The following is a 25007-nucleotide window of genomic DNA, read 5'->3' on the forward strand; positions in this document are numbered from 1 at the left end:
CATGAACTGGACGACGCCCGCCTATACCGAACTGCGACTCGGGTTCGAGATCACCATGTACATCGCCAACCGCTGATGCTGCACGGCTGAGCACGCAAGGCTCCACGAACCCGCCGGTTCTTCACGGCGGGTTTTTTTTCGGCTCGCTGTGCGCGTGCATTAGCGCTATCCCCTGGCCGACTTCTTGCTCAATCCGCCCGACACGTTGGATTTGCATCATGACCATACTCAGGGTTCTCGGTTCGGCCGCCGGCGGCGGCTTCCCACAGTGGAACTGCAACTGTCGCAACTGCGACGGTGTGCGGCGCGGCACCGTGCGGGCCACCCCGCGCACGCAGTCTTCCATCGCGCTGGGCGACGGCCAGCACAACTGGATCGTGGTGAATGCCTCGCCGGACATCCTTGCGCAGCTGCGCAGTTCGCCGGCGCTGCAACCGGCACGCACGCCGCGCGATACGGGCATCGTGGGCGTGATGCTGATGGATGCGCAGATCGACCACGTAACCGGTCTGCTGATGCTGCGCGAGCATCGCCAGGCGCTGCCCGTCTATGCCAGTGCCGCGGTCATCAGCGATCTGTCGACTGCCTTCCCGCTCACGCGCATGCTGTCGCACTACTGCGGGCTCGACACGCGCGCGCTGGCGCTGGACGGCACGGCGTTTTCGGTGCCGCCACTCGACGACGTGGCGTTGACGGCGATCCCGCTGGAGAGCAAGGCACCACCCTACTCGCCCAGCCGCAACGCGCGCCGCGTGGGCGACAACATCGGTTTGCGCATCGTCGATCGCAAGAGCGGCCGGCGTGCGTTCTACGCGCCCGGTCTCGCGCGCGTCGAACCGCATGTCTTCGACGAACTAGGCGCGGCTGACGTGGTGCTGGTGGACGGCACCTGCTGGCAAGACGACGAGATGCTCGCCCTCGGTTTTTCCACCAAGACCGCAGCCGACATGGGCCACCTCGCGCAATCCGGCCCCGGCGGCATGATCGACGTGCTCGACCAGCTGCCGGCCACGCGCAAGGTGCTGATCCACATCAACAACACCAACCCGATCCTCGATGAAGATTCGCCGCAGCGCCGGGAGCTGGAGGCGCACGGCATCGAGGTGGCTTACGACGGCATGGAAATCTCGCTATGACACACCCTGTTGCCTGGACCGCCGAAGAGTTCGAAGCACGGCTGCGCGCGAAGCAGGCGGGCTATCACATTCATCATCCGTTCAACCTGCGCATGCGCGCGGGTGAATGCACGCCAGAGGAAATCCGCACCTGGGTGGCGAACCGTTTCTACTATCAGGTCAACATTCCTCTCAAGGATGCGGCCATCCTGTCCAACTGCCCCGACCGGGCAACGCGGCGCGAGTGGATCGTCCGCATCCATGACCACGACGGCGACGACGCGCGGCCGGGCGGCATCGAGAGTTGGGTGCGCTTAGGCGTTGCCGTGGGCCTGACGCGCGACGCGCTGTGGTCTCACCGGCATCTGCTGCCGGGCGTGCGCTTTGCGGTGGATGCGTATGTGAACTTTGCGCGCCGCGCGCCGTGGCAGGAGGCGGTGTGCTCATCGCTCACGGAGATGTTCGCGCCGGACATCCACAAGGAACGGCTGGCCGGCTGGCCCGACCACTACCCGTGGGTGCAGCCTGACGGGCTGGCGTACTTCCGCTCGCGCATTCCGCTGGCCTCGCGCGACGTCGAGCACGGCCTGCGCGTGACACTCGACTACTTCCGCACGCCCGAGCAGCAACAGCGCGCGCTGGACATCCTGCAGTTCAAGCTCGACATCCTCTGGTCGATGCTCGATGCCATCCAACAGGCCCACGCCCATGAACCCGCCCTTGTCTGATCCTGCCCACCCCACGCTGCACCGGACCTTCCGGCTGCAATGGGAAGACATGCAGCAAAGCTGGGTGCTGCTGTATCCCGAGGGCATGGTCACGCTCAATGACAGCGCCGCCGCGATCCTGCAGCGCTGCGACGGTGCGCATACCCTCGACATGCTGATCGACGACCTGCAATCCGCCTTTGGCGTGCAGGGCATCGCTCCGGAGGTCCACGCCTTTGTCAAACATGCATTCGAACGCGGCTGGCTCGTTTGAAGCCGGATCGCTGCTGGCACCCGCGGCGACGCCCATGCCCGGGCCGCCGCTCTGGCTGCTGGCCGAGCTGACCTATCGCTGCCCGCTGCATTGCGCCTTCTGCTCCAACCCGGTCGACTACACGCGGCACGATCAGGAACTCACCACCGAGCAGTGGTGCGATGTGTTCACGCAGGCACGGGCGCTGGGCGCGGTGCAGCTGGGGCTGTCGGGCGGCGAACCGCTGTTGCGCAAGGATCTCGAAAGGCTGGTCGCGCATGCGCATGGGCTCGGGTTCTACGTGAACCTCGTGACGTCGGGGGTGGGGCTGACCGATGGGCGGCTTGGCGCATTGCGCGCGGCGGGGCTCGACCATATCCAGCTGTCGTTCCAGGACTCCACGCGCGAGCTGAATGACTTTCTCTCCAGCACGCGCACCTTTGACCTGAAGCGCCGCGTGGCGGACCTGATCAAGGCCCACGGCTATCCGATGGTGATGAACTGCGTGATGCACCGGCACAACCTGCCGCACATCGGCGCCATCATCGACATGGCGCTGGAGATCGGCGCTGAATACCTGGAGCTTGCCAACACGCAGTACTACGGCTGGGCTTGGGAGAACCGCCTGGCGCTGATGCCGACCCTGGAGCAACTGCGCGATGCCGAAGCGGTGGTGAACGACTACCGCACCCGCATCGGCAGCCGATGCCAGTTGCTCTACGTCGTGCCCGACTACTTCGAGCAGCGCCCGAAGAAGTGCATGAACGGCTGGGGTACGACGTTTCTCGGCATTGCGCCGGATGGCGTTACGCTGCCCTGCCACTCTGCGCGCATGCTGCCCGGGCTGGAATTGCCCAACGTGCTCAGCCAGCCGCTGCGCGACATCTGGCGAAGCAGCGACGCCTTTCAGCGCTTTCGCGGCACGCATTGGATGCCCGAGCCGTGCCAGTCGTGCGAGTCGCGCGAGGAAGACGCAGGCGGCTGCCGGTGTCAGGCCTATCTGCTGACGGGCGATGCGACGCGCACCGACCCGGTGTGTGGCAAATCGGCAGATCGCGGCACGCTGCAGACGGTGGTGCTGCAAGGCCGGATGGCCGCGATGAACGGGTTCGGGCACATGCGCGACACCCGCACCGGCGAAGTCCCCATCGTGTTTCGCACGGATGCCAACTCGCGCCGGCTCACGCGGCCATAGAACGCAATCCCGGAAAAGAGAAAGGGCCGGTCAATGCCGGCCCTTTTTTCCTGGCGAACACCGCAGAAACTCAGGAGCCCGTACTCAACACCCAGGTCACGAGTTGCTTTGCTTCGTCTTCCTTGAGGTTGGGATGCGGGGGCATCGGGATGCGGCCCCACGCGCCCTTGCCGCCTTCACGGACTTTTTGCGCCAGTCTGGCTGGCGCATCGGCATCGCCCTTGTATTTGGCGGCCACGTCGGCAAAGGCCGGGCCGACGATCTTGGCATGCATGCTGTGGCACGAAAAGCAACCGCTCTTGTCTGCCAGGGCCTGCATGTCGGGCGCAGCGTGGGCGGGCGCCGCGCCGATTGCTGCAGACACGACGGCCAGCAGCGAGAACACTCCATTACGCATCATCACGATCTGAAACTCCTTGAAGCTGTGCGAGAGGCTGCGCGCCGCACGGGGCGCACAGCACTCCACCACGCACGTCAGTTCTTGTGCAGCTTGAAGACCCAAACCGAACCGCCCTGCTCCAGGAAGTTCACGCGCTTGGCCACTTCACCGCCCCACAGCGGCACTGCACCGCCCCAACCCGACACCACGGCCACGAACTGTTCGCCCTTGTCTTCCCAGGTGACGGGCGGCGCGACGATGCCGCTGCCGGTCTGGAACTGCCACAGCTCCTTGCCGGTCTTGGCATCGGCCGCCTTCAGATAGCCTTCGGGCGTGCCCCAGAACACCAGGCCGCCGGCAGTCGTCATCACACCGCCCCACAGCGGCGCGTTGTTCTTGATCTGCCATTCGATCTTGCCGGTCTTCGGGTTGATCGCGCGCAGTGCGCCGATGTAATCCTCATTGAGCGGCTTGATGGTGAAGCCGGCACCCAGGTAGGCCGCGCCCTTCTTGTAGCTGACGGGCTCGTTCCAGATGTCCATGCCCCATTCGTTGGCGGGCACGTAGAACAGGCCGGTTTGCGGGCTGTACGCCATCGGCATCTGGTTCTTGCCGCCCAGGAAGCCGGGCTCGGCAAACACCGACTTGCCCTTCTTCTCTTCACCCGCAGCTTCGGCCGGATCGCCGGGGCGGTGGTCCGACGCGTAGTTCGGGCGGCCGGTCTTGAGGTCGATGCCGGTTGCCCAGTTGACCTTCACGAAGGGGAACGCGTTGAGCAGCTTGCCCGTCTTGGCGTCGTTCACATAGAAGAAGCCGTTGCGGTCAGCCTTGCCACCGACGCGCTTGCCGTCCATGTCGAACGTCACGAACTCGTTCACGCCGTCGAAATCCCAGCCGTCGTTCGGGGTGTTCTGGTAGTGCCAGACGATCTTGCCAGTGTCCGGATCGATGGCCAGCGTGGACGACGAATACAGATTGTCGCCCTTGCGCAGATGGCTGTTCCACGGGCCGGGGTTGCCGGTGCCGAAGTAGACCAGGTTGGTCTGCGGGTCATACGTGCCGCCCAGCCACGTCGATGCGCCACCGGTCTTCCAGGTCTCGCCGGGCCAGCTCGCGTTGAGCGTGCCCGTCATGCCGTTCTCGGTCTTGTTGCCGTCCTTGTCGTACTTGTAGCCCATGTGGCCTTCGACCGTCGGCCGCGACCAGATCAGCTGGCCGGTCTTGGCGTCGCGCGCCTCCACACGGCCCACTACCCCAAACTCGCCGCCCGACACGCCGGTCAGCACCATCCCTTTCACGATCAGCGGTGCAGCGGTGGTCGAATAGCCGGCAGCGTAGTCATCGATCTTCTCTTTCCAGACGATCTTGCCGGTGTCCTGATTGAGCGCGATCAGCTGCGCATCCAGCGTGGAGAAGATGACGAGGTTGTCATACAGCGCAGCGCCACGATTGACCACGTCGCAGCACGGCATGATGCCTTCGGGCAGACGCTGCTCGTACTTCCACAGCTTCGTGCCGGTCTTCAGGTCGATCGCATAGATGCGCGAGTACGACGCGGTGACGAACATCTTGCCGTTGTAGATCAGCGGCTGGGCTTCCTGCCCGCGCTGCTTCTCACCGCCAAACGAAAACGACCATGCCGGCACTAGCTGGCTGACATTCTTCGTGTTGATCTTGGTGAGCGTCGAGAAGCGCTGCCCTTGCGTACCCATGCCCCAGGTCAGCACGTCGTTCGACGATTTCGCGTCGTTCGCGATCATGGCGTCGGTAACGGGGGGCGTTGCCGCGTGCACGGCAACACTTGCTGCCGCCATGGCAGCCGCAAGTGCAATCACTCGTAGTGTCCTCATTCTTGTCTCCTCTACCTTTCTTTATGGTCCAGGTCCGGCAGTGTGATGTCACACCGGTCGGACTCAGGGCAAATCCCGTGCCATCGAAAAACGCCGTGAAACCGCGGTTTCAGGCGACTTGCAGCGCGGTGTTGCGTGCCATACCGCAACACATCGTTTGTTCTGTTGCGAAATGGAGCAACGCAATGCATGCAGCCCGCGCAGCTTTACAGCGCGCGCGTGCGCCGGCCCGGCAACATGCGCTGCACGCAGCGCTGCGCATCGAACCACTGATGCTTGATCACCCCCGCAACGTGGAACGCCACCAGGCAGAGCAGCAGATCGGCCGTCGTGCTGTGCACCGTGTAGAACATGTGCTGCAGTGCGCTGTCGACCCAGCCCCAGCGCGGCAGCGGCACACCCCAGAAACGCGTTCCGTATGCATTGAACGAAGACCCGAGATAGCCCGACAACGGCATGACCACCATGCACATGTAAAGCAGGCGGTGGGTGATGCGCGCCAGCTCCGTCTCCCAGCAGTGCAGCCCCGGAATGGCCGGTGGCGCAGCGCGGCGGACACGCACAACCACGCGCCACGCGATCACCAGCGCCGCCGTCAGCCCGAGCGATTTATGCAGATTCACCAAGGCCGCCTTCCCCGGCGCGCCCTTGGCGAGACCGGTCATGTAGAAGCCCAGCGCGAACAGGCTGCCTAACAGCAAGGCGCTCACCCAATGCAAGGCGATCGGCAGGCCCGCGTAGACGGGTGGATCAGCGCGGCGCATCGAGGCTGCCCACCGAGGTTGGATACGTCACCACGCCCCAGGGCAGCTTGTAGCCCGGCAGCGTATCGACGACCTCTCGCGTCTGCGAATCGATCACCTGCACCGTGTTCGAGCGGCCGCAGGCAAGCAGCAGCTTCTGGCCGCCCGGCGTGAAACTGAAATGCCAGCAACGCTTGCCGACCGGAATGGTGGCGACCGGCGCAAACGTGCGGCCATCGAACACCTGCAGCTGGTCTGCGCGGCTGGCGGCCACCCAGAGATATCGGCCCTCTCGATCAAACGCGACACCGTACGGGCCCTGGCCCGTCGGCACGGTCTTGATCGGGTTGAAACCTGCATCCAGCAATAACAGGTTGTTCGAATTTTCCAGCGTCACCACATAGGTCTTTCCGTCCGGCGCGATCTTGATGCCGCGCGGCCGATTGCCGAACGGTGCAACATCCACCCGCCGGATCTGCTTGAGCGTCGACAGTTCATAAACGCCGACCGTGTTGTCGCCCTCATTGGCGACCAGCAGCAACGTGCCGGCCGGTGAAAACTCGATGGCTTCAGTCTCGCGCGCGGCCTTGATGCGGCCGACCACCACCCACTGGTTGAGATCGATGATCGCAACTTCAGCGGGGGCTTCGTCCTTCTCATCGTCCCCTTCTTTCTTGCCTGGGTTGTTCTTGCCCCGCGGCCCGCCTTCCGAGGATGGCTCGTACGTGACGAACGCCCGGCGGCCGTCGGGCGAGATGCGCATGAACTCAACGTTCCTGCCGACCGCGATGCGCTTGACCTCCTTGCGCGTGGCCGTGTCGACCACGGACACATCGGCACTGCCCTGGTTGGCCGTCAGCAACCAGCGGCCGTCGGGCGTGACAGCAAGGCCGCGCGGGTCCATGCCCACGGCAATCTCGTCGAGCCGTTTGAGCGTGTGTGCGTTCAGCACCGTGACGCCACCGCCCTGATTGGTGACATAGGCGACGGGGTCCGGAACCACAGCAACTGCCTGGAGCGTCGATACCCAGCCCACGCAGAGCAGCGTGGCGATCCGGAGGTAAAAGGTCAGTGCGTTCATGATGGTCTCTTCTGAGGGGCTCAGTCCGCGTCGGCACCTGCGGTTTTGCCTCCGAACGAATACGTCAGGCCAATCCAGATCGCGCGCGGCGATGCCGGCGTCATGAACTGCTGCGTCGCGAGCGTGTAGATGCTCCGCATGCCCGACAGGCCGTACGTGGAATAGCGCTTGTTGAACAGGTTGCTGATGTACGCCGAAATCTCGAGATGTTTCGTCGGCTTGTAATGCAGGTTCAGATTGACGAGGCCGTAGCCCGGCACCTCGCCGTTCGGGTCGGCATTGCTTTCGTTGCCGTGCGCGATCTGCTTGCTGACGAGGATCACGTTCCCGCCCATCGACAGGTTCGGGCTGAAGGCGTACGACGCGCCGAGCTTGAGCGTCTTCGCGGGGATGCCCGGGATCTTGTTGCCGCTGACGACGTTCTGGCCGCTGGCGGTGGTGAATGCCGACTTGTAGATCGCGTCGACATAACCGAAGTTGGCCGACAGCGACCACTTGTCGATCTTCGTGCTGGCGCCAAGTTCAAAGCCGCGCCGCTCCGTCTTGCCGACGTTGGCAAAGTAGCCATACGTGTTTGATGTGGCGATGAACTGGATGTCATTGCTGAGGCGCGAGTCGTAGACCGACGCGCTCCAGTAGGTCGACTTGCCCAGCTTGCCGCGGCCGCCGAACTCGATGGTCTTGGCCACCACGGCCTTCAGGTCCGGATCGCCGTTGAACCCCGTGGGAAGCGAGCAAGGGCTGTTCGGATCGGCGCACGACAACTCGATCGATGTCGGTGCGCGCATCGATTCGCTGTAGCTGCCGAAGATGCCCTGCCCCGCGCCCAGGTCGTAGTTGAACCCGAGCGCCGGGTTGAACCGGTGATAGCGGTGTGAGCCTGCCAGGCTGTTGGTTTCCGGTCCGGCCACCGCCCCGGACGGGACACCGTTCGGGGCCGCTGCTGCGCCCGATCCCGCGTTCGAATACCGATACGCGTTGGCGTAACCGGGGTTGTAGTACGACACGCCCGAGACTTCGTCTGTCCAGGAATAGCCGCCGTCTTCGTTCAGGTACCGGTTGTTGGCGCCGCCCTGGTTGAGCGTGGTGTAGTTGAAGCTGCCCGATGCAGTCACGCTCAGCTTTTCCGTCACGCTCAACGTATCGGTGAAGTACAGGCTGAAGTTGTTGACGTTGGACGACAGGTTGACCGCGCCGATGACGTTGCTGCCAGTGAACAATGCCGGATTCGACGCCGAAGGTGCCGATCCATTGGCGGTGAATCCGTACGCGTGATTGGGCGTCACCACGGTCTGATAGTCGAACAACCGTGCCAGATAGGTGGTCTGGTCGTACGTGATGCGCGAATGGTCGAGCGCACCACCGAAGGTGAACGTATTGTTGCGTCCCGCCAGTTGGCTGAAGTTCGACCACTGCAGGGACGTACCCACCGTGTCTTCATGCGTAGCCGAGTCGACGACGCTCGTGTTGATGGCGTTGGTCCAGCGGCCGTAGCCGAGCGCCAGCGCATTGGCACCCGTCACGGCATTCACGGCCGTGCCATTGGGCGCCTTGTTCGCGCACTTGTACGTGGTGATGCCGCCAGCGGTGGTCGTTGCCAGCGAGCCGTCGTCGTTGAAGCAGCCGTCGTCGAGCTGCGCATTGCTGTTGACGTTGTGAAGGCTGGCCTTGCGGTAGTAGACGCTGCCGGCCAGCTGGTTGGTGTCGTTCAGCCAATGGCTGCCCTTCAGGTTCAGCAGCGCCATCCGGTTTGAGATGGTGTCGGGCCACGTATAGGCGGCACTGCGGTTGGCCATCATGTCCATCGGCAACGACTGCGTGCCGCTCAGCGACGTATCAGCAAGTGCGGCCGACAGCTCCAGCTGGGTAGCGCCGTCGTTGCCGTGCCACCGCGCTTTTCCATACAGTTGCTTGACGTTCGAACCCGAGTGATCGCGAAAGCCGTCTTGCCGGTCGACGTTGCCGGCGACGAAGTAATCGGTGCCGTGAGCCTTGTCGACGATGCCCGTCTCGAAGCTCAGCGCACGGCGGCCAAACGACCCGCCCAGCGCCTCGATCGACGTGCCGGCGTTGTCCTTGCCGTTCTTCGTGTTGACGACCAGCGCGCCGCCCAGTGTGTTGAGGCCGAACATCGGATTGGAGCCGGGCAGGATGTTGACGCTGGACATCGCGTTCATCGGAATCAGATCCCAGTTCACGATGGAGCCGAAGGGCTCGTTCATCCGCACGCCGTCAAAGTAGACCGACACCCCAATGGGCACGCCCAGCAGCGACGACACCTGAAAGCCGCGGTAGTTGATGTCGTTCTGGTACGGATTACCCGACCCGTTGCTGATGCTCACCTGACCCAGGTTGTCGTTCAGCAGGTCGGCGAGGTTCGAGTTGCGTTGCTCGCGCGCATCCTTCGCGCTCACGCGCTGCGCATTGGCAGGAAACTGCGACAGCGGCACGCCAATGCTGTCGATCGGGGTAGAGCCGACGACCTGCGCGGTCGGCAATGCCACCGCCACGATCTGGTCTTCCGCCAACGCGGGCGAGCAAAACCCCACGGCAGCGAGCGCAGCGACCCCGCCAGCAAGGCGCGGCGCGGCATTGCGCGCACGGCGGGCGCCCGTCCCCCAACGGCTGGTATTCGAATGCACGAAGTGTCTCCCTGATGTTCTCACTCGCGGTTCTCGGGGCGCAGGTCTCAATGACGCATCCAGAGAACTGGCGTGGCGGTGGCTAATCCCGGCCGGGAATCAGCGGCAATGGGGAAGACACCTGCGCGCGTTGCGGCAGGGCAAATGGTTGGCGCACGGCCATGTCTCCTCTTCTATTTTTTGCCTGCGGGGTCGTTGCCTCGCAGGTCAGCGGCTGGCGCGCGGGTGTCGATGACCGTGCGCCAGCCGTCCTGCTACACCATCAGAAGAAGCCCAGCGGCTTGGTGTCGTAGCTCACCAGCAGGTTTTTGGTCTGCTGGTAGTGGTCGAGCATCATCTTGTGGGTCTCGCGGCCCACGCCCGACTTCTTGTAGCCGCCAAACGCCGCGTGCGCCGGATACAGGTGATAGCAGTTCGTCCACACGCGCCCCGCCTTGATGGCGCGGCCCACGCGGTAGGCGCGGTTGATGTCGCGCGTCCACACGCCGGCGCCCAGGCCGAAGTCGGTGTCGTTGGCAATCTGCAGCGCCTGCGCTTCGTCCTTGAAGGTCGTCACGGCAATGACCGGGCCGAAGATCTCTTCCTGGAACACACGCATGCTGTTGTCACCCTTGAGCAGCGTCGGTTTGATGTAGTAACCCTTCGACAGATTGCCGGGCAGCACTTCCACATCGCCGCCGACCAGGCATTCGGCGCCTTCCTCCTGCGCAATCTCCAGGTAGCTGCGGATCTTGTAGAACTGCTGCTCCGAAGCCTGCGCGCCGACCATCGTGTCGGTGTCGAGCGGGTCACCGCGCTTGATGGCGGCCACCTTGGTCATCACCGCATCCATGAAGCGGCTGTAGATGGATTCCTGCACCAGCGCGCGCGACGGGCACGTGCACACCTCGCCCTGGTTGAAGAAGCCCAGCACCAGGCCTTCGGCGGCCTTTTCGATGAAGCTCGGCTCGGCCTGCATGATGTCTTCGAAGTAGATGTTGGGCGACTTGCCGCCCAGCTCCACCGTCGACGGAATGATGTTTTCGGCCGCGCACTTCATGATGTGCGAGCCGACCGGCGTCGAGCCCGTAAAGGCGATCTTGGCGATGCGCTTGCTGGTGGCGAGTGCCTCGCCAGCTTCCTTGCCGTAGCCGTGCACGACGTTGAGCACGCCCGCCGGCAGCAGGTCGCCAATCAGCTCCATCAGCACGCAGATGCCCAGCGGCGTCTGCTCGGCGGGCTTGAGCACCACGCAGTTGCCGGCAGCCAGTGCGGGCGCCAGCTTCCATGCGGCCATCAGCAGCGGGAAGTTCCACGGGATGATCTGGCCGACCACGCCCAGCGGCTCGTGGATGTGATACGCCACGGTGTGCTCGTTGATCTCGGCAGCGGAGCCTTCCTGCGCGCGGATGCAGCCGGCGAAGTAGCGGAAGTGGTCCACGGCCAGCGGGATGTCGGCATTCAGCGTTTCGCGCACGGGCTTGCCGTTGTCCCACGTTTCGGTCACGGCCAGCAGTTCGAGGTTCTGCTCGATGCGGTCGGCGATCTTCAGCAGGATCAGCGAGCGGTCCTGCACCGAGGTGCGGCCCCAGGCGTCAGCAGCGGCGTGCGCGGCGTCGAGCGCGCGGTCGATGTCTTCCGCGGTGGAGCGCGGGAACTCGCCGATCACCTCGCCCGTCACTGGGGTCGTGTTGGTGAAGTACTGGCCCTTGACCGGCGACACGAACTCGCCACCGATGAAATTGCCATAGCGCGGCTTGAACGAAACGATGGCGCCGGGGGTGCCGGGATGAGCGTAACGCATGGGTTGTCTCCTGATGTTTGAGTGATGACCGCAGCGTCGTTGTCTGCGCTGTGTCCGGTCGTCATCTGCAAAACCCGGGCCATCCCCTGAAGCGGATGTGGCGTCCTCTCCAGATCGGCAGTTCACCCCGGCCGGCTTGCCGGACTGCTCCAGAATGGAACAGCCGGTGTTGCAAAGCGCAACGCCCCATCGCCTGAACAACGGGCGGCCCCGCGTGCGAACACGCTGCACGCATGGCACGACTTTCGCGGTGCGAGCCTTTCATCCGAACTTCCACGCCATACGATGAGAACGGCTCCCCTTCATGCTGCTGCCGCGCTGGCCGTGGCGTGTCTGTCATCGCAGGCCTGCGCCGATACGAACGTCGACCCTGCAGGCTCGCCGCTGTGGCCGACGATTCGTCAGGAAGTGTTTGGCCCAGCGCGGACGACGTTCGACAACCGCATCAGGATCACCGGGCCCGCATTTGCAGAAGACCCGATGCAGGTGCCGATTGCGTTTGATGCGTCGGCGCTCGGCAAGGTGGAACGCATCATCGTCGTGGTCGATCGCAACCCGATCCGCAAGGTGCTGGAATTCACGCCGATGCGTGCACGGCCGGCGCTGTCGTTCCGGTTCAAGCTGCAGGAAGCGTCGGCGCTGCGCGTGGCGGCGCGTACGCAGGACGGTGTCTGGCATGTCGGTACGTTGCAGGTGGACGCCACCGGCGGCGGCTGCACGCTGCCGGGCGCCACACGCCAGAACGCCACCTGGAGCACCACGCTGAACCAGGTCGAGTCGCGCGTGTTTCCGGGGTTCAACGGTGCAGGCAGCCGCATCCGCGTGCGCGTGATGCATCCGATGGACACCGGCCTGGTGGCGGGCATTCCGTCGTTCCATATCGAGCAGCTCAACCTGCTCGATGCCAAGCGCCAGCCCATGCTTGAACTCGCGCTGTACGAGCCCGTCGCCGAGAACCCGATCTTCTCGTTCGATATGGATGGCCCCGTTGAACGCGGCATCAGCGTCGCCGGCGTCGACAACAACGGCAACCGCATCCGCGCACAGGTGACACGATGAGCCGACGCCACCCACGGTTGGGCCTCCTGCTGTGTCTTGCAATGTTGAGTGCCCTCGCACGTGCGGCGGGCCCCGACTACCACCTCGTACCGCGCGCGGTTGCGGCGGACGTCTGGGTGCTGGAAGGCGCCAACGCGGATTTTTCTGCGCGCAACGGCTGCAACATCATCAACACCGGCTTCATTGATACAGGCGACGGCGTGCTCGTCATCAATACCGGGCCTTCGATGCAGTACGGCGAGCAGCAGCGCGAAGCCATTCGCACGGTCACATCGGCGCCGGTGCGCTGGGTATTGAACCTGAACCTGCACCCCGACTATTTCTTCGGCAACCAGGCCTATGCGGATGTCGGCGCGCAAGCGCTACCCGGCACCATCGCCGGTGCGCAACGCGAGGGCGCGGCCTATGCCGACAATCTCTACCGCATCTGCGGTGCGTGGATGCAGAACACGGTATCGACACCGCCCGGCACGCCATTGAGCCCCGGAGCACGCACCATGGGGCGCCATCGCATCGACCTGATCCGCCTCGACGGACATACCGATGACGACCTCGTAGTTGTGGACCGGACGAGCGGTGTGGTCTTCGCTGGCGGCATTGCCTTTCGCGACCGGATTCCCACCACGCCGCACGCCAACATTGCGCATTGGCTGGCGAGTCTCGACCGGCTGCAGAAGATCGTTGCCGACAGCGGCGCGCGCGTGTTGATTCCGAGCCACGGGCCCGCGCTGGGCAACGCAGACGCCATCGCCCAGACACGTCAGTACCTGCAGTGGCTCGATGCCCGCATGCGCCGCGCGGCAACCGAAGGACGCGACCTGGCCGAGGTGATTGCGATGCCGGTAGATGCACCCTACGCGCAGTGGGGTGGCATGCCCGCGGAGTACACGCGCAACGTGACCCGCTTCTACCCCGGCTACGAGCACGCCGCCCTGGCGCCCTGACATGGCGCCAGACCCCGCCCGGCGACGCTGGATGCGCATCATGCTCGCGACCTTGATCACCCCGGCGCCGACGGTGTCTGCGGCACCCGCACGTGTCACGCTGGCGCGCCTGCAGGACGGCCTGTACGCCGCGCGCGCTGCCAACGCAGAAGCCTCACGCGCGAATGCCGGAGAAGTCGTGCCCACGCTGGTACACACCACCGGCAACGGCGTACTCGTGGTCGACCCTGGCCCGCACGCGCGATGGGGACACCAACTGATCGCGGCCATCCGGCACATCACGGCCGAGCCCATTCGCTGGGTCATCAACACGCACGCGCATCCCGAGCATGTGCTGGCCAACGCCGCATTCGCACAACTGCAGCCGCGCCCGGCCTTCCTGGCGTCCGCCGCCACGGCTGACCTCATGCGGCAGCGTTGCGAAACCTGTTTGGGGCGGCTGACCACCCTGCTCGGTGCGCGCGTCATGCATGAAACGCAGATCGTCTATCCAGAACCCGCATTGCGCGATGGCGATTGGCTGCACACCGGCAAGACGGCGTGGCAAGTGCACCTCTACACAGCAGCACACAGCGCATCCGACACGGTGCTGTACGCGCCGCAGCGTGGGGTGCTGTGCACGGGCGGCCTGGCATATCGGCAGCGCATTCCGGACCTGCAGGAGGGCTCTCTGGTCGGGTGGCAGCGCGCGCTGCATGCGCTGGAGCAACTGCCCGCCCACATCGTCGTCGGCACCGCCATTGGCACGCCTGCGCAGATGCTGCGCCCGACCTTGTCGTATCTCGACATGCTGGGCAGCACGATCACGCGCGCCATTGAAGCCGGCGGCGACGCGGCCCGCGCGCTCGACTACGCTCCGGGCGACACCTATCGCGACTGGCGCAACTTCCACCCGCGCCATGCGCTGAACGTCGGACGTGCGTGGCGCGAGCTTGAAGATCGCTGGATGCAAAGCGCGCCGAGCGCCTGATCGCGGCTGCTCCATTGCGGAACAGACCGCGGACAAGTGTTGCGCCGACTGTCCCGCCACGCCACATCGCCCGCATCGGCGCACGTGTCGCAAACGTTAATCAACGGCATGCAACTCCTCGCAATACCCAGCGAACGCCGTGGTACGCATATTGCAAAGTCCCGCCGGCGTTGAGCGCGCCCCCGCGTGTTTGGCGCCCACACCGCATGCGTCCGAGCCCATTCAATGGACGCATCAGACAACGACAATACGGAGACAACATGCAGAACTCACGCCTTCGACCCGGCGTCCTGACCGCCATCGCAACCGCACTCGGCTGTGCAGCGGGTGGCGCCATCGCACAATCGTCGGTCACCATATACGGCACCGTCGATGCCGGACTTCAGTATCAAAACCGCAGTGCGGCCGGCGGCAGCATCACCGAAATGCATTCGGGCGGCATCAGCCCGAGCATCTGGGGCCTCAAGGGCTCGGAAGACCTGGGCAGCGGGCTGAAGGCGAACTTCAACCTCGAAGGGCATTTCAGCAGCGACACCGGCACGCTCACCACCGGCCCGGGCTTCAGCTCAGAGCTGTTCCGCCGGCAAGCCAACGTCGGCCTGAGCGGCAACTGGGGCGCGATCACGCTGGGGCGCCAATACAGCCCAGCCCTCATCGGCACGATCGGCACGGAAGCGCGCGGCTTCAAGGAGCAGTTCTCGAACCTGTACGGCTGGGCCTACAACCAGCTTCCCGCACCGGGCAACGCGATGGGCGCAGGCACCAACCCCGGCAACGACGTGGGCGTGTTCATCGGCAACGCACTGCAGTACTCCAGCAACTTCGGCCCCGTGTGGCTGGGCGTTGCCTATTCATTCGGAGAGACCGCCGGCAGCTTCAAACGCGGCAACGAGCTGTCGCTGGGGGCCACATACACGGGCCCGGTCACCGTGGGTCTCGGCTATCAGTCGACGGCGGACAGCGGCACAGGCGAAACCGTCACCCGCTTGTGGAGCGCAGGTGTCGCCGTGCCGTTCGATGCCTTCACGGGCCGGGTCAACTACATCGGCGTCACCAACAATGCGCCGACCGGGCAACGTGTGTCGGACGTCAAATCGATCGGCGTGGGGCTCGACTACAAGTGGAGCCCTGCCAATACCGCCACGCTGGCCGGCTACTACAGCAAGTACGAAAGCAGCACGCACGACAGCTCCACCAAATCGATCGTGCTGAGCAACGACTACGCGTTCTCCAAGCGCACCACGCTGTACGCGCAACTCGTGTACGTCAATGCGGGCGCAGTGGGTACGGCGGATCCGCTGGAAAGCCTCAAGACGTCGATCGTTGCGGGCGGCACGGCGCCGGGCGCGAAGACCGTACTCGCAGGCGTCGGGCTGAAGCATTCGTTCTGAGCGGCACCCAAGCAGTAAGAAAAACCCTTGGCCAACGCCAAGGGTTTTTTTGGCCTCGGGATATGAAGGAGGAATCCTGACGCAGCGCATGGTCTGGACAGGCGATCCGCGCTACGCTGAAATATTCTCAACGTCACGATTCCTGCCTGCCGAACCCACGCGGCGGCGCTCATTGGAGGTGCCTTGATTCGCGTCCTGCCTGCCTTTGTCCTGGGCACGCTCAGCCTCATCCTGCTGGCCTTGAACACCTTGTTCTGGAGTGTGCCGCTGTTCACGCTATCGGCGTTCAAGCTGCTGGTGCCGGCAGTAGCCGTCCGCCGCCGGATCGACCCGATGCTCAATTGGGTCGCTACGTGCTGGATCGGCTGTAACAACGCCTGGATCGGCGTGCTGCAACGCGAGCCCTGGAGCGTGGAAGGCGCCGACAACCTGCGTTACGCGGGCTGGTACCTCGTCAATTGCAACCATCGGTCTTGGGTGGACATCTTCGTGCTGCAGCGGGTGTTGAACCGGCGCATCCCGCTGCTGAAGTTCTTTCTCAAGCAACAGTTGATCTACGTGCCGGTCATCGGCCTGGCGTGGTGGGCGCTGGATTTTCCGTTCATGCGGCGGCACTCCAAAGCCGCGTTGCGCAAGCACCCCGAGCTGCGCAATCAAGACAGCGAAACCACGCGGCGCGCCTGCGCCAAGTTCGCCCACGTGCCGACCAGCGTCATGAACTTTGCCGAAGGCACGCGGTTCACGCCGGCAAAGCACCGGACGCAGTCGTCCCCCTATCGCCATCTGCTCAAGCCGAAGGCCGGCGCGCTGGCCCTGACGCTCAACGCCATGGGCGAGCGGTTCCAGTCGCTGCTCGATATCAGCATCGCCTATCCGGACGGCACACCGAGCTTCTGGCAACTGGCCTGCGGCCAAGCCGGCCGCGTGATGGTGCATATTCGCGAGTTGCCGATTCCGGATTTCTGCACGCACGACTACAGCACCGACGCCGCCTTCCGCAGCGATTTCCACCGCTGGCTCGCCCAACTGTGGGAGGAGAAAGATCAGCAGATCGAGAACATGCTGGCGCGGGCGGGCCAGCGGCGCAGCGTGACCACCGGTGCCGACGTTTTTTCGCCAGACCAAATCTAGACGCCAAACAAAAAGCCCCTTGGTCGTAAAACCAAGGGGCTTTTGCTACTGCTGGCGGAGAGGGTCCTTTTTGAACCCCTCGCATACTGCCTAGCGCAAGGGTCAGGCGGCCAGCCTGTTCCTCGGTTTCGCGGCGCTAAGCAGCTTCCGAAAAACCTTCCAAAGATTTGCCGTTGCGGGGTCGTAAGCCTGCTCGAGCAAGGCGATTGCCGCTACTGGGTTCATGCCTGCTGCTTTCCCCAGCTTGGCTTCTTCGCTTGCGGTGAGTGCTGAGCCGCGTGCGACGGCGTTGTCGATCCGGCGCAGGTTTACGCCTGCCGCATCTGCCAGAGCGCGGTAACTATTGAACCCGCCTCTCTGTTTAATAAATTCAATCGCATCTTTTACACTCATTTTGAGTCCTCCTGTGCTATTGTGCATTCACACTCAATTTGAGTGTAAACGCTCAATATGAGTGCGTTAACCATACACCAATTTGCTCATTCGTCGGAGCCACCATGTCGAACACTCAAAAGCTGACCATCATCGCCATCAACAGCCGTAACGGCGTCTCGGCCAAGACTGGCCGTCCCTACTCGATGCATGAAGCCCAATGCATCCTGACCGAAGAAGTCGTTGATGCGAACGGCGCCACTGCCGCGCAAGTCAAGGTTGGCCGTGTGAACGTCGCCGACGAACTCAAGGACACCACGCCCGGTGACTATCTGGCCGACTGCAAGCTGTTTGTCTCGCGTGATGGTGAATTGGTTGCACGCATCGTCGGCCTGAAGGCTCTGAACGTGCGGCCCGCAGCCAACGCACAGAAGGCGCAAGCCGCTGCATCGTGATCGTTCTGTACAACGCCAAGCCTGCGGAGGGGATGACCCTTCGTGGGCTTTTTCAGTTAACGGGGGTCGCGATGGTTGATCCGCATGACACCAAGACTTTGGAGATGGACGTGATGACTGTTTCGAACGGTGATGTGCCGCTGAGCCGGTTTTCGGTTGAACGCTTGAAGGGAGTGACGCAAGACCCTGGGAACTCGTTCACGAACTTTCGTTTCGATGATGACGCGCAGGGTGCTCTCCTCGCCTTGCTGTCCACCTTGATGAATGACGCATCGAGTCCTTTAGCTCGATGCGCGACGTATCTGCATGCCGAGGTATGGGCGCAATCGACGATTGAAGTGCACGTTGAAGCGAATCAAGCGTGTATCGACAACTACGTGCAGGTGTCTGACCGCGATTGCGGGTTGGCCGGGTGATGGCATGGACGACTGGAAGCGCGTGGCGTGGTTGCTGGTCGGGGTTGTGATCGGCGCCGGCTGGGCATATGCCGCGTCGTGGCACTGGCTGCATGACGTGGACGTGCGCGACGAATTGGAGCGGGCGACGGCGCAAGTTTCGTATCGATAAGGGGCGAGCGTGGGTATCTCGGATTGGTTCTCGGGGTTGTTCGATGACGGCGAGTCTGGTCAAGAGCAGCACTTGCTCGCGGCGGATGAGTTGCAAGTCAAACGCGAGCGCGCAATCCGAAAGCGGGATGCAGCACGTGACGAAGAAGACTGTGCGCATGAGAGGGAAATGGCTGCGCGGGATCGTGAGTATGCGGCCACGTTGAAGGCGTCTCTTGTTGCTGATCGTCTCGTCGTTGTGATGGATCGGCTTTGGTCTGCAGAGAAAAACGGCGGCATGGACCCCGGGGCAAAGCTGGCGAACTGGGACGACGAGGCTGAAGAGCTAGCGCATATCTCGCACGGCCTCGAAATGCTGCATCAGCGCTTTGAAGAGGAGCGCGAAGAGGCGGAGCTTGATGCGCAGGAATGGTTGCGCAAGTACGCGATGGCGCATGCCCGTGGGGACGAGTTGCAAGACCAAATCGACAAGCTTTCAGGGCAGTACGACGACGCGATAGAGGCCGCAGGGCTGTAGGAGAAACGCATGAGCTATGACGGTTTCATGGTGCTGGCAGTGGGCTTCCTCGCGGTGTGTTTTTGCCTCGGTTTCATTGCGGGGAATACGCGATGAGCTACAGCGGCTCTGACCTCGCAACGTATGCGGGCTTCTGCATGTTGTTCTTTTTTTCGGGCTGGCTTGTCGGGTCGCTGTATCGGCTCGGGCGCAAGTTGCTCGATCTCTTTTGACCGGTTGACGGGCCAAGCCGGGCAATTTGTCAACCGGCCCATTTTTGGAGGTGAATCATGAAGGCGAAACTGGAAGGTGTGAAACACAAGCTGCTGCTGGCGTCGGTCGCCGTGGTCGGTATGGTCGGTGCTGCTGCGGCGCGTGCCGAGACGACGTTCGATTTTCCGACCGCCATGCAACCGGTGTTCGACAGCACCACGTCGAACGCCACGGCCCTCGGTACGAAGGCCATCGCTGCTGCGGTGATCGTGTGGGGCATCTACATCGGCTTCCGTATCGGCCGCAAGCTGGTCAACAAGGTTGCTTGATGTTCCGGCCCGCGAAGCTAGCTCCCCTGGCCCTCGCGGGCCTTTTGTTTTTGAGCGCATGCGGCACGCGGCTTGATCCTATGTTTGAGGTGTTCTATGCCTGTCACGCTTACGAAAGCCCGTGCGCCCGGTGATGTGCGCCCTCGGCAATGGCTGATCCTGTTGTTGTCGTTTGTGCTGGCGTGTTGGTCTCTTTCGTCGTCTGCATCGATTACGGGCGGCGGCAGCATGGGGGCAATTAACTGGGACTACGAACGCATGATGAATCAGACGATTCGCGCGTTGCCTAGCTCTGGCACTGGTGGGGGTATTGCTATCGGCGGTGATGGTGTTGCGCGAATTGGTTATATGGGTAAGCGCATCGGCCAGATTGCAATCGCTGAGACGGCGACTATCGGGCTTGGCGATCTTGCGGCAATTGCTGCCCGTTCGGTCAATCCCGCCATGATCGCGTTGATGGTCGGCACGCTTGCCGTCGAAGGGTTATCGCGTTGTCTGCAGAGTCAGACTGGGTGGTGCAAGAAGGGGCAGGTCAATTCCAATTCGACCGATAGTGGTTTCACTGGCTATCAGTTTTGCTATGCCGGTGGTAGCGGGGTGCAGGCGTGTGGTGATAGTCCCGGTGCTGCCTGTGCGGCGGTTGTCGGTGGCGCTGGGCTTTCGTATCTTGGTCTGCATCCGTCTGATAGCCCGACCTATTTTTGGTGTAGGTATCGCATTGCTGATGGCACGGTGTACGAAAGTTCCTCGGCGGTGAGTCAGCAAGCGACGTGTGTTAAGAATTACACCGTGCAGGCCGGGGCATGTAAGCCCGATCCCGCTGCGGTCGTTGATCCGGTTCCGGTTGCCTATCCCGATATCGCGGCTGCGTGGAATCGCCAGATGGTTGCGAATTCGGCTGGGCTTCCTGACTACTGGCGCGCGATGACGCCTGATGAGCAAGCGCAAGCGGCCGCAACAGCGCAGACGCAACCTGCGACGATCAATGGCTCGGACACGGTGAGCGATCCGAGTGCGAAGTCCGGCACGACCACAAATACAAAGCCGGATGGTTCCGCGGAAACCTGCACAACGAACACTGCTGTGCGTGTGCAGGCGCGGGCTAATACCAGTTCCACCATGGGTAGTTCGCCGCTCAACTATCAAGCAACGACGACCAATACGCGCACGTGTCCGTCCACTGGCACCACGACGCAGACCGGCAATCAGGACAGCGGTGACACGGGTACGCAGACCGGTGGCGGTCCGGCAAGTGGTGTCGTTGGTGGCGGTGGCGGTACGCAACCTAAGGTCGAGTTAAAGACCTGCGGGCTTGCAGATACCGGGCCGTGCAGGATTGATGAGAGTGGCACCCCGACTGTTGCAGACGGGAAAGCCGCTGTGTCTGCCGCGCAGTCTGATCTGACGCAGACGCGTCAAGACGCTCAGACGAATTTCACGACGGTGAATCAGGGCCGCTCGTTCGATCTTCACATGCCTCATCTGCTGCCCGGTGGAACGTGTCAGCCGGTCGAGTGGTTTTCGTGGGGCTCGTGGCGTGGCAGTTGGGACCCGTGCGATTCCATGGCGTATGTGCGCACGTTGCTGTCGTGGCTGTGGTACACGCTCGCAGCGATCTACATCTGGAACCGTACTGCCAGCGCGAACGCTGGCGCTCAGTGAGCGGAGGTTGTTATGCCATTGCTTGCAAGTTTGATGGTTGGGCTTTTCGGCTCGCTCGCTGGGTTCTTCGCGAAGTTTTTCGCGGAGAAAGTTGCCTTTGCGTTGGCTGCCGTCGCTGCGTTTGCCACGCTGACCACAGGCATGGTGGCCGCGTCTGGGATCGCAATGCAGGCGCTGCTCCAGTCGTTCCCTACTGGCCTGGGCACGGCGTTAGATACAGCGATGTGGCTGCTCGGTGCGGATAGCTTGAACGTCGCTCTTGATGCAGCGTTCGCTGCTGATGCCGCGATCTTTCTGTATCGCTGGGGCGTGGGCAATATCAAGCTGGTGGCGAGCGCCTGACATGCCCATCTACATCATCACGGGCCGTCTTGGCTCTGGCAAAAGTTTGGCAACGGTCGGGCGTATTCGCGACTTGTTGGCTGAGGGCCGGCCCGTTGCTACCAATCTTGATTTAAATCTCGAAAAGCTGTGCGGGCCGAAGGCGAAAACGCCGCGTGTTGTGCGCCTGCCTGACAAGCCCACCGTTGCGCATCTGGATAGCCTAGGGCGAGGCAATGACAGTTACGACGAAACGAAAAACGGTGGCATCTTTCTCGATGAGGTCTCGCAGTTGCTCAACGCACGCAACTGGCAGGACAAGCGGCAGCAAGACGTGATTGACTGGCTCGTGCATAGTCGAAAGAAAGGCTGGGACGTGTATTTCATCTGCCAGCACATCAGTCAGGTGGACCGTCAGGTGCGCGATGCTCTTGTCGAATACTTGGTCGAGTGCCGGCGCTTTGATCGTTTGAAAATTCCTTTCCTGTCGGGCTTGATCGATACGGTCACGCTCGGCAAGGTCAAGCTGAAGCTCCCGAAACTGCATGTCGCAAAGGTGCTGTATGGCACTGAGTTCAACGCGATGGTGGCTGACCGCTGGTGGTACAAGGGCGAGGATTTGTACCCGGCATATGACACCCGGCAGGTGTTCAAGGAAGATGCATCGCAGGCACCCTACAGCTACCTGCCCGGTTGGTACACGCATGGCCGGCTGCAACCGCAGAAGGTGCGCGGCATAGAGGCGAAGCTGAACGAGCGACGCAAGATTCTTAAGCTGCGTGAGGCGGGCATCATCACGCAAGAGCAGTGGCGCGAGTGGTCGAACTTTATTTCGAGGTGCCCCTCGTGGTGAGTGTGACTGACCTGGCTTACGTTGCCGCCGGCGAGTCACGGTGTGACCGAGCTGCCGTGACCGCTCCAGGATCTGGCACGCCAGCTCAGTCACAGCTCGTTCTGTCGTTGTTTCCGGGTATCGATTTGTTCGGCCGTGGTTTCGAGCAAGTCGGCTTCTCTGTGGTGCGCGGGCCTGATCCTCTGTTCGGTGGTGACATTCGGGATTTTCATGCTGTCCCGGGTAGGTTTGATGGCGTTATTGGTGGCCCCCCCTGTCCTGATTTTTCGCGCGCTCGGCGCACGCCTCCTACTGGTTATGGGCTGGAGATGATTGGCGAGTTTGAGCGTGTTGTGCGCGAGGCCCGGCCGCTTTGGTGGTTGATGGAAAACGTCCCTGCTGTTCCGGATTTGCGGATTGACGGCTACTCGCATCAGCGGATTGACCTCAATGCCCGGGAGGTCGGACTGTCCCAGAATCGCCCACGTCATTTTCAGTTTGGCCATCGTGGCGGCTATGTGATGACAGTCGAGCGTGGGCCAATGCTTGCCGATTGGGAGCCGTGTTGTGTGGCGTCGGAGGGCAATCGTGATGGGCGGCGAGATTGGGCGCGCTTCTGTGAGCTGCAAGGGTTGTCTGAGCCGTTGGAGTTGGATCAGCTGACGTTGGGTGCGCGTTATCGGGCGGTTGGTAATGGCGTGCCTGTGTTGATGGCTGTTGCGCTCGCTCGTGCCGTGCTTGGGGCTGTTCCTGCTGATTCGGTGAGGCTTTGTGGTTGCGGCTGTGGTCGGCCTGTGGGTGGAAGAGCGGTGTTGGCGTTGCCGGCGTGTCGTAAGCGCATGCAGCGTCGGCGGGAAGCGGTGACCGACCTGGCGTGACAGATCCTGGAGCGGTCACGGCAGCTCGGTCACGTTTGTGACTCGGCCGGCGCCGTTGAAGCCAGGTCGGTCACTGTGACTGCTCGATCGGTGGTCGGCCCCGGGTGGTCACGGTCTAGCGTTGGGAGTGTCCCGCTTTCGCGCTGGCGGTAATGGTGGCGCGGTGGCAGGGCAGATGTGTATTCAGGGGAACAGTGTCGGGGTAGATGTCTCGGTGCGCCATCGTGATGAGCGTGCGCAGGAGTTTGGCCCGCAGGGTTGGCGTGCTAACGATGACCAGGTCATGGGCCGGGGCGTCGTGGATTTGCCGCCGAGCATCACCAATATCCCGGACGACGCAGCGCCGCCGCGGCATTTCCGGCGCAGCGCCGCGTATGACGGCACGCAGCATTGGTCGCACGGTTAATTTCCGTTACGGACAAAAGTGTAACAGTAATTGAATATCCGTTACCAGTAACGTAAAATGAATTCATCACATCGGGAGGCTAATATGCGTGACGTAACGAATAATCATGTTGGCTCGGGACCCTCTTTTACGGAGGCCGAGCTGATGGCCATTCCTGAGATCCGTGAGATGTTCCTGGAGGATTGCCGTCGTCGTGCGTTTCATCGCAGGGTGGCGGTGGTTGTCGGCGTAGGCGCTCTCTTGGTGCTGTGTGTTGTTGTCGCGTTTAAGGTGTGGGGCTGAAATGCGTGACGTAACGGATAACGTGACAGGTGAACTGCCTGGTGTAGAGCATAAGCGTGGCCGTGGTCGTCCGCGCAAGGCTCACGCCATGACCAACGCTGAGCGCCAGGCTGCGTTTCGAGCGCGTCGCAAGGCGCTGCAGCCGGTAGATGCTAAATCCGTTACTAAGCGCATGACCGTAACGGAAATGCTTTCAGACGTTGATGCGTACGATGATTGCCGCGTTGAGGTTGATGCGCTTCGTGAAGAGCTGGCTCGGTTGCGTGCTGCGTACGAGGTAATGCGCGGGGATTTGGTCGCGGCCAATGATCGTGCCGAAGCAAGGCGGTTGGAGCTGGTGGATTTGCAGGAGCGTCTTGATCGCGCGGTTCGCCTTCATCAGCAGGCGACGCGGTGGGGTCAAGGTCTTGAGCGTGAGCTGGAGACGGTGAAGGCACAAAAGGTCGTTACGCTAGGTAACGGAAAACGCGTTAGCGATCAGGACTGGGCCACGTTGTTGGGTGTTGTCGCGCAGATGTTGACGCCGAAGCGTCGGGCCGGCTTGGCGCAGTCGGCCGCTTTTGATCAGGCTATGGAGCCGTTCTATAACGCTTCGCTCTATCGTGGCTTGCTTAAGGGCAAGATTTTCCCGGAGTAGTCGTTACGCGGTGCTTCGTAACGGAAAACGTCTAGCGTCGGGAGTGTCGGCGCCTTTGACCATGCGGTAGAGGTGGGGCGTGGGCAGGATCTCCGGCGGTTGTCGCACGGCCAGTGCGGCCAGCGGGACCGAGTAGCGGGTCTTTGCGAGGCCGCATAGCGCGAGGCGCGGCCGGGGTGCCACCCACCCCTTTGCAAGCTTGCTTTTCGTGGCTTGTGGACCGATCCGGTGGGGATGGGCGGGTGTGTTGGGGCGGAGCCCTTGCCGAAGGGTGCGCAGCGCCCCGGCAAGGGCGGGCCGAAGGCCCGCCCTACT

29 protein-coding genes are annotated in these 25007 nt (G+C 62.8%); 22 read left to right on the plus strand and 7 right to left on the minus strand.

What is annotated here, in order from left to right:
* Nucleotide 1: 1 nt before the first annotated feature.
* The 5 genes from pqqA to pqqE all read left to right on the plus strand — a co-directional run bounded on the left by pqqA (nucleotide 2) and on the right by pqqE (nucleotide 3270).
* Nucleotides 2–76 (plus strand): pyrroloquinoline quinone precursor peptide PqqA, encoded by a 75-nt coding sequence (gene pqqA / locus R2676_RS01185; RefSeq protein WP_009277446.1) that lies wholly within the window; start codon nucleotides 2–4, stop codon nucleotides 74–76.
* Nucleotides 77–218: 142 nt separating this feature from the next.
* Nucleotides 219–1136 carry a pyrroloquinoline quinone biosynthesis protein PqqB gene (gene pqqB / locus R2676_RS01190; RefSeq protein WP_206275047.1) on the plus strand — a complete coding sequence of 306 codons (918 nt, stop codon included), beginning with the start codon at nucleotides 219–221 and terminating at the stop codon, nucleotides 1134–1136.
* Nucleotides 1133–1843, plus strand: a complete 711-nt coding sequence (gene pqqC / locus R2676_RS01195; RefSeq protein WP_206275046.1) for a pyrroloquinoline-quinone synthase PqqC — start codon at nucleotides 1133–1135, stop codon at nucleotides 1841–1843. Before pqqB ends, pqqC begins: the two co-directional genes overlap by 4 nt.
* Nucleotides 1824–2096, plus strand: a complete 273-nt coding sequence (gene pqqD, locus R2676_RS01200) for a pyrroloquinoline quinone biosynthesis peptide chaperone PqqD (RefSeq protein WP_027680847.1) — start codon at nucleotides 1824–1826, stop codon at nucleotides 2094–2096. The genes pqqC and pqqD overlap by 20 nt, the downstream gene beginning before the upstream one ends.
* Nucleotides 2068–3270: a pyrroloquinoline quinone biosynthesis protein PqqE gene (gene pqqE / locus R2676_RS01205; protein WP_206275275.1), complete on the plus strand. Its 1203-nt coding sequence runs from the start codon at nucleotides 2068–2070 to the stop codon at nucleotides 3268–3270. Before pqqD ends, pqqE begins: the two co-directional genes overlap by 29 nt.
* 70 nt (nucleotides 3271–3340) lie before the next feature.
* Here pqqE and R2676_RS01210 read toward each other — a convergent pair whose 3' ends face one another.
* The 6 genes from R2676_RS01210 to exaC all read right to left on the minus strand — a co-directional run bounded on the left by R2676_RS01210 (nucleotide 3341) and on the right by exaC (nucleotide 11748).
* Nucleotides 3341–3673, minus strand: a complete 333-nt coding sequence (locus tag R2676_RS01210) for a c-type cytochrome (RefSeq protein WP_027680845.1) — start codon at nucleotides 3671–3673, stop codon at nucleotides 3341–3343.
* Nucleotides 3674–3744: 71 nt separating this feature from the next.
* Nucleotides 3745–5499, minus strand: coding sequence for a PQQ-dependent methanol/ethanol family dehydrogenase (locus R2676_RS01215; RefSeq protein ID WP_027680844.1), 1755 nt, complete (start codon nucleotides 5497–5499; stop codon nucleotides 3745–3747).
* A 206-nt stretch (nucleotides 5500–5705) separates the two neighbouring features.
* The gene (locus R2676_RS01220) at nucleotides 5706–6263 is read right to left on the minus strand and encodes a cytochrome b (protein ID WP_206275045.1); all 558 of its coding nucleotides are present in this window, start codon (nucleotides 6261–6263) and stop codon (nucleotides 5706–5708) included.
* Nucleotides 6250–7323, minus strand: a complete 1074-nt coding sequence (locus R2676_RS01225; RefSeq protein ID WP_206275044.1) for a beta-propeller fold lactonase family protein — start codon at nucleotides 7321–7323, stop codon at nucleotides 6250–6252. The genes R2676_RS01220 and R2676_RS01225 overlap by 14 nt, the downstream gene beginning before the upstream one ends.
* A gap of 20 nt (nucleotides 7324–7343) precedes the next feature.
* Entirely contained in the window at nucleotides 7344–9965 is a 2622-nt protein-coding gene (locus tag R2676_RS01230; RefSeq protein WP_206275043.1) for a TonB-dependent receptor domain-containing protein, read from the minus strand.
* A 262-nt stretch (nucleotides 9966–10227) separates the two neighbouring features.
* On the minus strand, nucleotides 10228–11748 hold the full coding sequence (gene exaC, locus R2676_RS01235) for an acetaldehyde dehydrogenase ExaC (protein ID WP_206275042.1): 1521 nt from the start codon (nucleotides 11746–11748) through the stop codon (nucleotides 10228–10230).
* 285 nt (nucleotides 11749–12033) lie between these two features.
* Here exaC and R2676_RS01240 point away from each other — a divergent pair, with 285 nt between their 5' ends.
* The 5 genes from R2676_RS01240 (at nucleotide 12034) to R2676_RS01260 (ending at nucleotide 17243) form a co-directional block, all read left to right on the plus strand.
* On the plus strand, nucleotides 12034–12807 hold the full coding sequence (locus tag R2676_RS01240) for a quinoprotein dehydrogenase-associated SoxYZ-like carrier (protein WP_206275041.1): 774 nt from the start codon (nucleotides 12034–12036) through the stop codon (nucleotides 12805–12807).
* Complete coding sequence (locus R2676_RS01245; protein ID WP_206275040.1) at nucleotides 12804–13751, plus strand: quinoprotein relay system zinc metallohydrolase 1; 948 nt, start codon at nucleotides 12804–12806, stop codon at nucleotides 13749–13751. The genes R2676_RS01240 and R2676_RS01245 overlap by 4 nt, the downstream gene beginning before the upstream one ends.
* A gap of 40 nt (nucleotides 13752–13791) precedes the next feature.
* Nucleotides 13792–14721, plus strand: a complete 930-nt coding sequence (locus R2676_RS01250) for an MBL fold metallo-hydrolase (RefSeq protein ID WP_206275274.1) — start codon at nucleotides 13792–13794, stop codon at nucleotides 14719–14721.
* A 260-nt stretch (nucleotides 14722–14981) separates the two neighbouring features.
* Nucleotides 14982–16112, plus strand: a complete 1131-nt coding sequence (locus R2676_RS01255; RefSeq protein WP_206275039.1) for a porin — start codon at nucleotides 14982–14984, stop codon at nucleotides 16110–16112.
* A gap of 183 nt (nucleotides 16113–16295) precedes the next feature.
* Nucleotides 16296–17243 carry an acyltransferase gene (locus R2676_RS01260; RefSeq protein WP_206275038.1) on the plus strand — a complete coding sequence of 316 codons (948 nt, stop codon included), beginning with the start codon at nucleotides 16296–16298 and terminating at the stop codon, nucleotides 17241–17243.
* A gap of 102 nt (nucleotides 17244–17345) precedes the next feature.
* Here the strand turns inward: R2676_RS01260 and R2676_RS01265 are convergent, their stop codons facing one another.
* Nucleotides 17346–17636 carry a hypothetical protein gene (locus R2676_RS01265; RefSeq protein WP_206275037.1) on the minus strand — a complete coding sequence of 97 codons (291 nt, stop codon included), beginning with the start codon at nucleotides 17634–17636 and terminating at the stop codon, nucleotides 17346–17348.
* A gap of 104 nt (nucleotides 17637–17740) precedes the next feature.
* Between R2676_RS01265 and R2676_RS01270 the strand changes: the two genes are divergently transcribed.
* The 12 genes from R2676_RS01270 to R2676_RS26145 all read left to right on the plus strand — a co-directional run bounded on the left by R2676_RS01270 (nucleotide 17741) and on the right by R2676_RS26145 (nucleotide 24692).
* Nucleotides 17741–18070 carry a hypothetical protein gene (locus R2676_RS01270; protein WP_206275036.1) on the plus strand — a complete coding sequence of 110 codons (330 nt, stop codon included), beginning with the start codon at nucleotides 17741–17743 and terminating at the stop codon, nucleotides 18068–18070.
* Nucleotides 18067–18486, plus strand: a complete 420-nt coding sequence (locus R2676_RS01275) for a hypothetical protein (RefSeq protein WP_206275035.1) — start codon at nucleotides 18067–18069, stop codon at nucleotides 18484–18486. The genes R2676_RS01270 and R2676_RS01275 overlap by 4 nt, the downstream gene beginning before the upstream one ends.
* 4 nt (nucleotides 18487–18490) lie before the next feature.
* Nucleotides 18491–18637 carry a hypothetical protein gene (locus R2676_RS01280; RefSeq protein WP_206275034.1) on the plus strand — a complete coding sequence of 49 codons (147 nt, stop codon included), beginning with the start codon at nucleotides 18491–18493 and terminating at the stop codon, nucleotides 18635–18637.
* Nucleotides 18638–18646: 9 nt separating this feature from the next.
* Entirely contained in the window at nucleotides 18647–19153 is a 507-nt protein-coding gene (locus tag R2676_RS01285; protein WP_206275033.1) for a hypothetical protein, read from the plus strand.
* Between the two features lie 269 nt (nucleotides 19154–19422).
* Complete coding sequence (locus R2676_RS01290) at nucleotides 19423–19674, plus strand: hypothetical protein (protein ID WP_206275032.1); 252 nt, start codon at nucleotides 19423–19425, stop codon at nucleotides 19672–19674.
* A gap of 228 nt (nucleotides 19675–19902) precedes the next feature.
* Nucleotides 19903–21336, plus strand: coding sequence for a hypothetical protein (locus tag R2676_RS01295; RefSeq protein ID WP_316887199.1), 1434 nt, complete (start codon nucleotides 19903–19905; stop codon nucleotides 21334–21336).
* A gap of 12 nt (nucleotides 21337–21348) precedes the next feature.
* Nucleotides 21349–21678 (plus strand): DUF5455 family protein, encoded by a 330-nt coding sequence (locus tag R2676_RS01300; RefSeq protein ID WP_206275030.1) that lies wholly within the window; start codon nucleotides 21349–21351, stop codon nucleotides 21676–21678.
* Nucleotide 21679: 1 nt separating this feature from the next.
* Nucleotides 21680–22510 carry a zonular occludens toxin domain-containing protein gene (locus tag R2676_RS01305; protein ID WP_206275029.1) on the plus strand — a complete coding sequence of 277 codons (831 nt, stop codon included), beginning with the start codon at nucleotides 21680–21682 and terminating at the stop codon, nucleotides 22508–22510.
* A gap of 164 nt (nucleotides 22511–22674) precedes the next feature.
* Complete coding sequence (locus tag R2676_RS26140; protein WP_410482514.1) at nucleotides 22675–23367, plus strand: DNA cytosine methyltransferase; 693 nt, start codon at nucleotides 22675–22677, stop codon at nucleotides 23365–23367.
* Nucleotides 23368–23581: 214 nt separating this feature from the next.
* Nucleotides 23582–23773, plus strand: coding sequence for a hypothetical protein (locus tag R2676_RS01315; RefSeq protein WP_316887204.1), 192 nt, complete (start codon nucleotides 23582–23584; stop codon nucleotides 23771–23773).
* Between the two features lie 84 nt (nucleotides 23774–23857).
* Nucleotides 23858–24055: a hypothetical protein gene (locus R2676_RS01320; protein WP_206275027.1), complete on the plus strand. Its 198-nt coding sequence runs from the start codon at nucleotides 23858–23860 to the stop codon at nucleotides 24053–24055.
* 88 nt (nucleotides 24056–24143) lie between these two features.
* Nucleotides 24144–24692 carry a BAR domain-containing protein gene (locus R2676_RS26145; RefSeq protein WP_410482513.1) on the plus strand — a complete coding sequence of 183 codons (549 nt, stop codon included), beginning with the start codon at nucleotides 24144–24146 and terminating at the stop codon, nucleotides 24690–24692.
* Nucleotides 24693–25007: the final 315 nt, after the last annotated feature.

The sequence above is a fragment of the Ralstonia flatus genome (assembly GCF_958439105.1).
GTDB lineage: Bacteria > Pseudomonadota > Gammaproteobacteria > Burkholderiales > Burkholderiaceae > Ralstonia > Ralstonia flatus.

Bases quoted from the DNA above. Each gene is read 5' to 3' on its own strand.
- pqqB (WP_206275047.1), top strand. From the start codon at position 219: ATGACCATACTCAGGGTTCTCGGTTCGGCCGCCGGCGGCGGCTTCCCA.
- pqqC (WP_206275046.1), top strand. From the start codon at position 1,133: ATGACACACCCTGTTGCCTGGACCGCCGAAGAGTTCGAAGCACGGCTG.
- pqqD (WP_027680847.1), top strand. From the start codon at position 1,824: ATGAACCCGCCCTTGTCTGATCCTGCCCACCCCACGCTGCACCGGACC.
- pqqE (WP_206275275.1), top strand. From the start codon at position 2,068: ATGCATTCGAACGCGGCTGGCTCGTTTGAAGCCGGATCGCTGCTGGCA.
- R2676_RS01215 (WP_027680844.1), bottom strand. From the start codon at position 5,499: ATGAGGACACTACGAGTGATTGCACTTGCGGCTGCCATGGCGGCAGCA.
- R2676_RS01220 (WP_206275045.1), bottom strand. From the start codon at position 6,263: ATGCGCCGCGCTGATCCACCCGTCTACGCGGGCCTGCCGATCGCCTTG.
- R2676_RS01225 (WP_206275044.1), bottom strand. From the start codon at position 7,323: ATGAACGCACTGACCTTTTACCTCCGGATCGCCACGCTGCTCTGCGTG.
- exaC (WP_206275042.1), bottom strand. From the start codon at position 11,748: ATGCGTTACGCTCATCCCGGCACCCCCGGCGCCATCGTTTCGTTCAAG.
- R2676_RS01240 (WP_206275041.1), top strand. From the start codon at position 12,034: ATGAGAACGGCTCCCCTTCATGCTGCTGCCGCGCTGGCCGTGGCGTGT.
- R2676_RS01245 (WP_206275040.1), top strand. From the start codon at position 12,804: ATGAGCCGACGCCACCCACGGTTGGGCCTCCTGCTGTGTCTTGCAATG.
- R2676_RS01250 (WP_206275274.1), top strand. From the start codon at position 13,792: ATGCTCGCGACCTTGATCACCCCGGCGCCGACGGTGTCTGCGGCACCC.
- R2676_RS01255 (WP_206275039.1), top strand. From the start codon at position 14,982: ATGCAGAACTCACGCCTTCGACCCGGCGTCCTGACCGCCATCGCAACC.
- R2676_RS01265 (WP_206275037.1), bottom strand. From the start codon at position 17,636: ATGAGTGTAAAAGATGCGATTGAATTTATTAAACAGAGAGGCGGGTTC.
- R2676_RS01270 (WP_206275036.1), top strand. From the start codon at position 17,741: ATGTCGAACACTCAAAAGCTGACCATCATCGCCATCAACAGCCGTAAC.
- R2676_RS01280 (WP_206275034.1), top strand. From the start codon at position 18,491: ATGGACGACTGGAAGCGCGTGGCGTGGTTGCTGGTCGGGGTTGTGATC.
- R2676_RS01290 (WP_206275032.1), top strand. From the start codon at position 19,423: ATGAAGGCGAAACTGGAAGGTGTGAAACACAAGCTGCTGCTGGCGTCG.
- R2676_RS01295 (WP_316887199.1), top strand. From the start codon at position 19,903: ATGGGGGCAATTAACTGGGACTACGAACGCATGATGAATCAGACGATT.
- R2676_RS01300 (WP_206275030.1), top strand. From the start codon at position 21,349: ATGCCATTGCTTGCAAGTTTGATGGTTGGGCTTTTCGGCTCGCTCGCT.
- R2676_RS01305 (WP_206275029.1), top strand. From the start codon at position 21,680: ATGCCCATCTACATCATCACGGGCCGTCTTGGCTCTGGCAAAAGTTTG.
- R2676_RS01320 (WP_206275027.1), top strand. From the start codon at position 23,858: ATGCGTGACGTAACGAATAATCATGTTGGCTCGGGACCCTCTTTTACG.
- R2676_RS26145 (WP_410482513.1), top strand. From the start codon at position 24,144: ATGACCAACGCTGAGCGCCAGGCTGCGTTTCGAGCGCGTCGCAAGGCG.